This is a genomic window from Leptolyngbya sp. FACHB-541, assembly GCF_014695875.1.
GTDB lineage: Bacteria > Cyanobacteriota > Cyanobacteriia > Elainellales > Elainellaceae > JAAUTN01.
Genome location: NZ_JACJPC010000017.1, coordinates 24,202 through 33,817, shown reverse-complemented (window position 1 = coordinate 33,817; position 9,616 = coordinate 24,202). Strand labels below are relative to the sequence as shown.

Annotated in this window: 6 protein-coding genes and 1 pseudogene; 5 read left to right on the top strand and 2 right to left on the bottom strand. The window is 51.2% G+C overall.

Annotated elements, in window-relative coordinates; translation table 11 throughout:
* Positions 1-131: 131 nt before the first annotated feature.
* Both H6G00_RS36005 and H6G00_RS02230 read right to left on the bottom strand, forming a co-directional pair.
* Positions 132-254, bottom strand: a pseudogene (locus tag H6G00_RS36005) (DUF4351 domain-containing protein); the annotation flags it as partial.
* A 1-nt stretch (position 255) separates the two neighbouring features.
* Positions 256-1,383 carry an ABC transporter ATP-binding protein gene (locus H6G00_RS02230; protein WP_190795470.1) on the bottom strand — a complete coding sequence of 376 codons (1,128 nt, stop codon included), beginning with the start codon at positions 1,381-1,383 and terminating at the stop codon, positions 256-258.
* 110 nt (positions 1,384-1,493) lie between these two features.
* Between H6G00_RS02230 and H6G00_RS02225 the strand changes: the two genes are divergently transcribed.
* The 5 genes from H6G00_RS02225 (at position 1,494) to H6G00_RS02205 (ending at position 9,609) form a co-directional block, all read left to right on the top strand.
* Positions 1,494-3,179, top strand: a complete 1,686-nt coding sequence (locus H6G00_RS02225) for an iron ABC transporter permease (protein ID WP_347278135.1) — start codon at positions 1,494-1,496, stop codon at positions 3,177-3,179.
* A 37-nt stretch (positions 3,180-3,216) separates the two neighbouring features.
* Positions 3,217-3,723, top strand: coding sequence for a pentapeptide repeat-containing protein (locus H6G00_RS02220; RefSeq protein ID WP_190643420.1), 507 nt, complete (start codon positions 3,217-3,219; stop codon positions 3,721-3,723).
* Between the two features lie 265 nt (positions 3,724-3,988).
* Positions 3,989-6,865 carry a PAS domain S-box protein gene (locus H6G00_RS02215; RefSeq protein ID WP_190795466.1) on the top strand — a complete coding sequence of 959 codons (2,877 nt, stop codon included), beginning with the start codon at positions 3,989-3,991 and terminating at the stop codon, positions 6,863-6,865.
* Complete coding sequence (locus tag H6G00_RS02210; protein WP_190643418.1) at positions 6,862-7,308, top strand: response regulator; 447 nt, start codon at positions 6,862-6,864, stop codon at positions 7,306-7,308. Before H6G00_RS02215 ends, H6G00_RS02210 begins: the two co-directional genes overlap by 4 nt.
* A gap of 6 nt (positions 7,309-7,314) precedes the next feature.
* Complete coding sequence (locus H6G00_RS02205) at positions 7,315-9,609, top strand: response regulator (protein ID WP_190795465.1); 2,295 nt, start codon at positions 7,315-7,317, stop codon at positions 9,607-9,609.
* Positions 9,610-9,616: the final 7 nt, after the last annotated feature.

Here is a 9,616-nt window from a genome sequence, read left to right as displayed (position 1 = left end):
TTTCTCGCTTCACTCCACATGCCCGGCGAAAAACAACTGGGTTCAGGGTTTGGATTTGCTGGTAGAGCATGAGTCATTCATTTCAGTAGGGCTAATCTACTTTCAGCTCTTCTCTTGATTCATGCAAGAGGTCTATTGAGAAATGTGGTGGAATTGGGTTCTAAATAAGCAAAAACTTCGGGTAAGAATAGCTGAATAAACTCGGCAAAAAAGGTAGAAAGCAATTCCTTAAACAGCCGATCGTGGTCAATCATGCTATTCCTTGATCCGGTCAATCGAAGCGGCTGATGGTCGAGCAGAATTTTGAACGGGAAAGAACTTCAGTGCCGAATTTGTGACGGATAGCTGCACGGATTGTCCTACAGAAAGCAGCATGGAGGTAGGCGTGCGGGCTTGAAGGATGCGGCCTGATGAGGTGTAGAGACGGTAGCTGTATTCTCGTCCCAGAAATTGGCGATTGCCCACTGTCACGTTCCCTTCTGCATCGGGATGCAGAAGCAGGTCTTCCTGCCGAATCATCAGGTCGCCACTCATGTTTTCCAGTTCTGAAGGGCGATCGCAACTGCAAGCACAAGCAACACTGTCTGCATCAAAGTGACCAATTTCGGTTTGCCACCTTTGGTTGTGATATCGGGCAGGCACAAAATTAGCCTGAGTCACAAAGTCAGCCACAAAGCGCGAGGCAGGTTCCCGGTAGATTGCCTCGGGAGTGCCGATCTGTTCTAGGTGCCCTTGTCGCATCACAGCAACCTGGTCAGAAATAGAGAGGGCTTCTTCCTGGTCATGGGTGACAAAAATGCCAGAAGTGCCTGTTTTTTTGAGAATATCTCGGACTTCCTGGCGCAGATAAAGTCGCACTTGCACATCTAAGTTGCTCAGTGGTTCGTCGAGCAGCACCAGGGTTGGACGCGGGGCTAGGGCGCGGGCTAGGGCGACTCGCTGCTGTTGACCCCCAGAAAGCTCGTGGGGATAGCGGTTTTCCATGCCCTGCAAGCCAACCAGGGCGATCGCCTCAATCGTTCGTTCTTGCCACAGTTTCTTGCTGTCTCGCTGCTTCAAGCCAAACGCAACATTCTCGGCAACATTTAAGTGAGGAAATAGGGCAAAATCCTGAAAAACCATGCCAATCGAGCGATTTTCAGGCGCGATCCAGGTGCCGTTTCCAGCGACGAGCCGTCCGGCTAGCTCAACCCGCCCGGCTTGGGGTGACTCAAACCCTGCAATCATCCGCAGTAGAGTCGTTTTGCCGCAGCCAGACGGACCCAACAGCCCCAACACATCTCCTTCCTGCAAAGTAAGCGTTATGTCATTGACTGCAGGCGCGGCAGCCCTGGAAAACTGCTTTGTGACGTTTTCGAGATGCAGGATGGCAGAGGGCAGCATAGAGGCGCAGTTTGAATTGTTCACCCTTCCCATCATTCATAACTCCGGCTCCGTAGTAAAGTAGGATTTGCCAGAAATTCTCATCAAGGGCGATCGCCTGGAGGGGTGGAGTGTCTTTATTATCTAGACGAGCTGAGCGTCGCGCTGTCGCGTTTCGGCTACCGCTGGGTGGTTGGACGCTGCTGGTTTGGGCGATCGCTTGCCTGATCTCGGTTCCGGTCATTTTTGTTGTAGGCAGCATTTTTACGCCCGCTGCGGATGTCTGGAGTCACCTTGCTTCAACCGTTTTGCCCCGTTATGTGATGAATTCTTTCTGGCTGATGCTGGGTGTAGGCAGTGGCGTTTTGCTGATCGGGGTTGGAACGGCCTGGCTGGTGACGATGTGCCACTTTCCGGGTAGCCGCTGGCTAGAATGGGCACTGTTGCTGCCTTTGGCGGCTCCAGCCTATATCCTGGCTTACACCTACACGGAACTGCTGGAATTTTACGGGCCAGTGCAGCGATCGCTCAGAAGCCTGTTTGGATGGCAGACGGTGAATGATTACTGGTTCCCAGACATTCGTTCAGTTTGGGGGGCGATCGCCATGCTGACGTTGGTGCTCTATCCCTACGTTTACCTGCTGGCGCGGACTGCTTTCCTGGAGCAATCGGTTTGCACATTGGAAGCTAGCCGCAGTTTGGGGTGCAATCCCTGGCGCAGCTTTTTGAAAGTAGCTTTACCGTTGGCGCGTCCGGCGATCGCCGCAGGAGTAGCCTTGGCGCTAATGGAGACCCTGAGCGACTTTGGCACAGTGCAGTTTTTTGCGGTAGACACCTTCACCACAGGTATCTATCGCACTTGGTTTGGCATGGGCGAACGTCAGGCTGCTTCTCAGCTTGCGGCTTGTCTAATGCTGTTCATTTTGGGGTTGATTCTGCTGGAACGCTGGTCACGCCGACAAGTGCGCTATTACCAGAGTGGCAGTGTGCGGCAACTGCCAAACCGCTACATTTTGCGGGGAATTCGAGCGGCGATCGCCCAAATTGCTTGCCTCGTACCCCTTTGTTTGGGTTTTGTCGTTCCAACTGCGCTCTTGTTGCATATGACTATCAAGAATGCGGATGTGACGATTACCGATCGCTTCTGGCAGTTTGCCAGCAACAGCTTTACTCTGGCGGGGCTGACGGCAGTTTTAGGGGTGGCGATCGCCCTGATTGTGGCTTATGGGGTGCGGCTGCGTCCCACTCCTGCGATGTCTCTAGCAGCCCGGATTGCGGCGATGGGTTATGCCATTCCCGGTTCAGTCATTGCCGTTGGTGTCCTAGTTCCGATCGGGCGATTAGACAATGCCCTGGATGCCTGGATGCGCTCGACGTTCAACATTTCTACCGGACTGTTGCTCAGCGGCACGATCATTGCCCTAGTCTTTGCGTACTTGGTGCGCTTCCTGGCAATTTCACTGGGCACCGTTGAGGCGAGTCTGGGGAGAATTAAACCCAATCTAGATGATGCAGCGCGATCGCTAGGGCACAACCCCACCAGCACATTGCTGCGCGTTCATGCGCCACTTTTGGGTAGCGGATTGCTCACCGCCGCCATTCTCGTGTTTGTCGATGTAATGAAAGAGCTTCCGGCAACGCTGATTGTCCGCCCTTTCAACTTCGACACGCTGGCGGTGCAGGTCTATCGCCTAGCGGCAGACGAACGGCTAGCAGAAGCTTCTGCCCCAGCGCTAGCCATCATCCTGGTGGGAGTCTTGCCTGTGATTTTGCTGAGTCATCAGATTAATCGCAGTCGGGGCGATCGCCTCTCCTGAAACTCAAATTTTTCATCGTTTAAGGGGTTGATTGAATATGAAATCCAAAATTTTGGTGTTGAGTGGGGCGATCGCCCTTTGTCTATTGGCTTTCGGCTGTACTCGGGCGAAACCCGAACAACAGTTACTCGAAAATAAACAGTGCCCTGAATGTGATCTGCAAGGAGCCGAGCTAAGCCAGGCTGATTTAAGTCAGGCTGATTTAACCAAAGCAGTTCTAAACACGGCTGTCTTATCTGGCGCAGACCTGACTCTGGCAAACCTGAGCGGGGCCCTGCTCGACAGCGCCGACCTCAGCAACGCCAAGTTAAATGACGCAAACCTCAGCAGTGCAGGTTTATCAACTGCAAACTTGAGTGGGGCAGACCTCAGCGGCGCAAACCTCAGCAACGCCTTCTTAAGAAATGCCGACTTGAGCAATGCCAACCTCAGCGGAGCCGACTTGAGCAACGCTGACCTGAGCGGCGCAAATTTGCAGGATGCCAATTTGGAAGGCGCGACCTTCAAAGGAGCAATTATGCCGGATGGGAGTATTAGGGATTAAGAGTTGAGGTTGAGGTTTGGGAAATTAGGTTGGGGGGTTGCGGCTCAATATCGTTTTGTGGCTGGCAATGCCTTGTAAGGGTAAACAGGCGATCGCTCCTCCAACTGAGGTGACTAATCTACAGCTGAACTACGTGAAGTCCGCTTATTTCCCTAACCTCCAATCCCTAACCCTTAACTCCCTTCTTGAAAGATTCAAATATGCTGCTAACAGAGTCATTTAAACTGAGTGTATAAATGATGCGTTAGACAAACTTTTTATAAACATGGTTCAGGCACCTTTGCCCGATAACGAAGCTGTCAGGGTCAAAGCATTGTGTCAACTGAATATTTTAGATACGGCACCTGAGCCTGCTTTTGATGATTTGGCTCGTTTGGCGGCTTACATTTGCCAGACTCCAGTTGCCCTAGTCAGCCTGGTGGATAGCGATCGCCTGTGGTTTAAGTCAAAAGTTGGCTTAGATACCTCAGAAATTCCCAGAGATGCGACGTTCTGCGCCCAGGCAATTCTCCAGACTGGGCCGCTGGTGGTGAATGATGTGCAGCAAGATGAGCAGTTTGTCCATATTCCCTTAGCTCAGGCTGACCCAGCAGTGCGCTTTTATGCAGGGATGCCCCTGGTTACTGGCGAGGGGTATGGGTTAGGAACCTTGTGTGTGCTGGACTATGTACCCCGTCAGCTAGATTCTGCTCAGTTAGAGGCTTTGCAAGCGCTGGCAAGGCAAGTGATGGCTCAGTTAGAACTACGCCGCAGTCTGGCTGAGCTGACCGAAACCCAAACTCACAGCAGCGATATTTTGGAGAGCATTACGGATGCGTTTTTGGCGCTAGACGACGAGTGGCGCTTCACTTACATCAATCGTCAAGCAGAAGTGTTGCTACGCCGAAGCCGCACTGAATTGTTGGGGCGCTGTATTTGGGAAGAATTTTCTGATCTGGTTGATTCAGCAATTTATCGAAAGTATCAGCAAGCTGTGGAAACGCAAACCAGTGTCGAGTTTGAAGAATTCTACCCGTCGCTGGAGACTTGGTTTTCAATTCATGCTTATCCTTCTAGACAGGGTTTGTCTGTTTACTTTGAGGATATTAATGCGCGAAAACAGGCTGAGGCAGCATTGCGAAGTTCAGAAGAGCGGTATCGACTGCTGTTTGAGAACAATCCCCAGCCAATGTGGGTGTATGACCTGGAGACGCTTGCGTTCTTGGCAGTAAATCGGGCAGCGATCGCCCACTATGGCTACTCTCAGGAAGAATTCCTATCCATGACTCTGTGTGACATTCGCCCACCCGAAGACATTCCAGTACTGCTGCAAAATGTTGCGAACTTGACTTCTGGCATCGGACAGGTAGGGCTTTGGCAACATTGCAAAAAAGACGGCAGCTTGATCGATGTGGAAATCACGGTTCACGACCTGATTTTTGCTGGAAAGCAGTCCGTGATGGTCTTGGTCAATGATGTCACCGATCGCCGTCGAGCAGAGCGATCGCTTCTAGAAACAACGCTACTTCAGCAAGCCATTCTGGATGGCGCAAACTACACGATTATTTCAACCGACCTTGATGGCACCATTCGCACCTTTAACCGAGCCGCAGAGCAACTGTTGGGCTACAGCGCAGACGAGGTGGTAGGGAAAACACCTTTGCTGATCCACGACCTTAAAGAGGTAGAGCAACGAGCCAGGGAACTGAGTGAGGAACTGGGGGAGACGATCGCCCCTGGTTTTGAATGCTTTGTCCACAAAATCCGATCGGGTGGAGTCGAGGAGCGAGAATGGACTTACATTCGCAAAGATGGTTCTCGCTTTCCAATCGTGCTTTCAGCCACAGGTCTGCGCGACTCGGATGGCAACCTGACTGGTTTTTTGGGCATCGGTAGCGACATCAGCGATCGCAAGCAGGCAGCAGAAATGCTCCAGCTACAAAGTATGCGATCGCAGCTTTTTGCTGAAATTAGCCTGAAGATTCGCCGATCACTCCAACTTGGCGAAATCCTGCAAACAGCCGTTACCGAGGTACAAAAGATCTTTCAGTCCGATCGCGTATTGATATTTCGGCTTGACTCAGAAAGCAAGGGACAGGTGATTCAGGAGGCAGTTGCGCCAGGGTGGTCATCTACCCTAGATCTAAAAGTTCAAGATGATTGCTTTGGAGCAGACTATCTCAGAAAATATCGGCAGGGACGCGTCTACACGGTCAACGACGTTGGTACGGCAAAGTTAGAACCTTGTTTGGTGCATTTTTTGGAATACCTTGACGTAAAGTCAAAGCTGGTCATGCCAATTTTGCTCAAGGATCAGTTTTGGGGTTTGTTGATTGTCCATCAGTGCGATCGCCCCCGCCAGTGGACATCCTCAGAAATTGAATTAACGCAGCAGTTGGCAGACCAGATCGGCATCGCTCTAGCTCAGTCTCAGATGCTAGAGCAAGCCAACCTTCAAAGCCAGGAGCTTGCTCGCTCTAATGCTGATTTGGAGCAGTTTGCCTACGTCGCTTCCCACGATTTGCAAGAGCCGTTGCGAATGGTCGCCAGCTATCTGCAACTGCTAGAGCGGCGCTATCGAGGGCAACTTGACGACACGGCAGATGAGTTTATTAACTACGCCGTAGACGGTGCGATGCGAATGCAGACCTTGATCAATGACTTGCTCGATTATTCTCGCGTTGATAGTCGCGGCAAGTCCTTTGTGTTGACCCCCTGCTCTGCTATTTTGGATCGGGCGATCGCCAACCTTCAAACCACAATCAAAGTCGCTCACGCAAACGTCACCTGTGACCCCCTCCCCGAAATCATGGCAGATGCCACCCAACTGACCCAACTGTTTCAAAATTTGATTAGCAATGCCATCAAATTTTGCAGCAACCAACGACCCCAGATCCACATCAGCAGTCAGCGTCGTGCAGATGCATGGCTATTCTCCGTGCAAGACAACGGAATCGGGATAGACTCAGAATATGTTGATCGAATTTTCTTAATATTTCAACGATTGCACAGTCGTGGCGAGTATCCCGGCACTGGCATTGGGTTGGCAATTTGTAAAAAGATTATAGAGCGTCACGGTGGAAGCATCTGGGTTGAATCGCAGCCTGGACAAGGCTCAACCTTCTACTTCACTATTCCAGACAGGGGAGGGAACTCGGCATGAGCCATGCGATATCCGGTAGACCGATCGAAATCTTACTGGTTGAAGACAATCCTGGCGATGTTCGTCTGACACGAGAAGTGCTTCGAGATGGCAAAGTTAACAACCATCTCAACGTTGTTCAGGATGGCACCGAGGCGTTGGCATTTCTCTATCGCCAGGGCAACTATTCGTCTGCTCCTCGTCCTGACTTAATTTTGCTAGACCTAAACCTGCCCAAAAAAGATGGGCGAGAGGTTTTGGTTACGATCAAGGAAGACAACAGCTTGAGGCGCATTCCGGTTGTGATTTTGACCACCTCTCAAGCGGAGGAAGATATCCTTAGAGCCTACAACCTGCACGGCAACTGCTACATCACCAAACCCGTTGACCTGGATCAATTCATCCGGATTGTGAAATCTATTGAGGAATTTTGGCTAACCATCGTAAAACTGCCGATGGAGTAGGGGTAGATGGTTGATCAGCGACTCAAAGTCTTGTTAGTCGAAGATAACTCCGGCGACGCTCGTTTGCTGCAAGAAAGTTTGGCAGAGATATTGGCTCCTGTCACCCTGGTGCATGTAGAACTCTTGAGTGAGGGAGTGCAGCAGATGCAGCAAGAGGACTTTGATGTAGTTTTGCTTGACCTATCTTTGCCGGATAGCCAAGGTTTAGATACGTTGCTCCAGGCTCAAGCGCGTGGCTCAACTGCCCCAATTATTGTGTTGACTGGGCTAGACGATACAGAGCTAGCGGTACGAGCGGTGCAGGATGGCGCTCAAGATTATTTGGTCAAAGGTCAGGTGACGGGCGACCTGCTGGTACGCTCGATGCGCTACGCGATCGAACGCAAACGGTCAGCAATGGCTTTGCAAATGGCTGCGACTGAGAATCTATTGCAGGCTCAGGCGATCGCCTCCGCCTCAGACGGCATCCTTATCTGTGACCCTAACCGGTCTGATCATCCAGTCATCTACACCAACCCTGCCTTTTCTCGAATTACAGGCTACCAGCTAGAAGAGGTGGTAGGGCGAAACTGTCGGTTTCTCCAGGGGCCAGCCACAGATCGGGAAACTGTTGCCCAAATTCGGGAAGGCATCAACGCCCAGCGAGAAGTGAAAGTCACGCTGCTCAACTATCGCAAAGACGGACAGCCCTTTTGGAATGAGCTAAAAATCTCGCCCGTCTTTTCTGCTCAGGGCAAGCTGCTTTACTTTGTTGGCATCCAGACTGACGTAACCGAACGCAAACGCGCCGAGCAAAAAATTCAGGAACAGGCCGCCCTGATCAACATTGCCACAGACGCAATTCTAGTCAAAGACCTGGGGACTCGAATTCTGTTTTGGAATTACGGTGCAGAGCGGCTCTACGGTTGGACTGCCGCAGAAGCCCTGGGAAAAGCTGCCAGTCAGCTTTTGTACGCCGAGCCATCTCCTCAGTATTTAGAAGCCCAAACGAGCTTACTGGCAAATGGTGAATGGCAAGGTGAACTGCGACAGCTCACAAAAGACCGCCGTAAGATCATTGTCGAAAGCCGCTGGACGCTGGTTCGAGACGAACACGACGTACCGAAATCAATTCTCATCGTCGGCACAGATATAACTGAAAAAAAGAGCCTGGAAGCGCAGTTCTTAAGGGCACAGCGCATGGAGAGCATCGGCACGCTAGCAGGCGGCATTGCCCACGATTTGAACAATATGCTGGCTCCAATTCTGATGGCGGTGCAGCTGCTTGAAACCAGAGTTCGCGAAGACGATGAGCAGGCCAAGCAATGGCTCGAAACCCTGGAAACCAGTGCTCGACGGGGAGCTGATTTGGTTAGGCAAGTTCTCTCATTCGCTAGAGGCATTGAAGGAGAACGCACGATGCTCCAAATTGGTCATCTAGTCAAAGAGATTGAGAAAATTGCTAAAGAAACTTTTCCAAAATCTGTTGAGATTTGGACGGATATTCCCATCTGGGACTTGTGGGTAGTATCAGGAGACGCAACGCATCTGCATCAAGTACTCATGAATCTCTGTGTAAATGCCCGTGATGCCATGCCCGATGGCGGTAGGCTCAGCATCGTAGTTGAAAATCTGGTCGTGGATGAAAACTATGCCCGCATGAACATTCACGCGCATGTTGGACCTTATGTGGCCGTGACCGTTTCAGACACGGGGGTAGGGATTCCGCCTGCTGTTTTAGATCGAATCTTTGAACCTTTCTTCACTACAAAAGAGGTGGGCAAAGGGACTGGGCTGGGCCTATCCACAGTCATCGGCATCGTCAAAGACCACGGTGGCTTTGTCAATGTCTATAGTGAAGTGGGTAAGGGCACCCGATTTAAGGTTTACCTGCCTGCAACGGAGACAACGTTGTCCCAAACGGCTGAAGAAAGTAATCGCCATCTACCCGGAGGAAATGGCGAGTTGGTGTTAGTCGTTGATGATGAAGCGGCGATTTGTGAAATCACGAAAGCGACCCTGGAAGCGTATCGCTACGAAGTGATGACTGCGAATGATGGAATTGAGGCGATCGCCCTTTATGCCCAGCATCGAGACAAGATTCGGCTGGTGTTGGTAGACATGATGATGCCATCAATGGACGGCTTCACAACAATTCGCACGCTACACAAAATTGACCCCCAGGTTAATGTCATCGCCGTTAGCGGACTGAACTCTAATCAGCAGTCTGCAATGCTTTCCGGCGTTGGAGTCAAAGCATTTTTAGCAAAACCCTACACGGCTGAAAAACTACTCAAAATCCTGCGCGACGTTCTACCCTAAAAAACTC

What these genes read in the sequence shown, in the direction of transcription:
- H6G00_RS02230 (WP_190795470.1), bottom strand. Translation starts at nt 1,383, where the DNA reads ATGCTGCCCTCTGCCATCCTGCATCTCGAAAACGTCACAAAGCAGTTT.
- H6G00_RS02220 (WP_190643420.1), top strand. Translation starts at nt 3,217, where the DNA reads ATGAAATCCAAAATTTTGGTGTTGAGTGGGGCGATCGCCCTTTGTCTA.
- H6G00_RS02215 (WP_190795466.1), top strand. Translation starts at nt 3,989, where the DNA reads ATGGTTCAGGCACCTTTGCCCGATAACGAAGCTGTCAGGGTCAAAGCA.
- H6G00_RS02210 (WP_190643418.1), top strand. Translation starts at nt 6,862, where the DNA reads ATGAGCCATGCGATATCCGGTAGACCGATCGAAATCTTACTGGTTGAA.
- H6G00_RS02205 (WP_190795465.1), top strand. Translation starts at nt 7,315, where the DNA reads ATGGTTGATCAGCGACTCAAAGTCTTGTTAGTCGAAGATAACTCCGGC.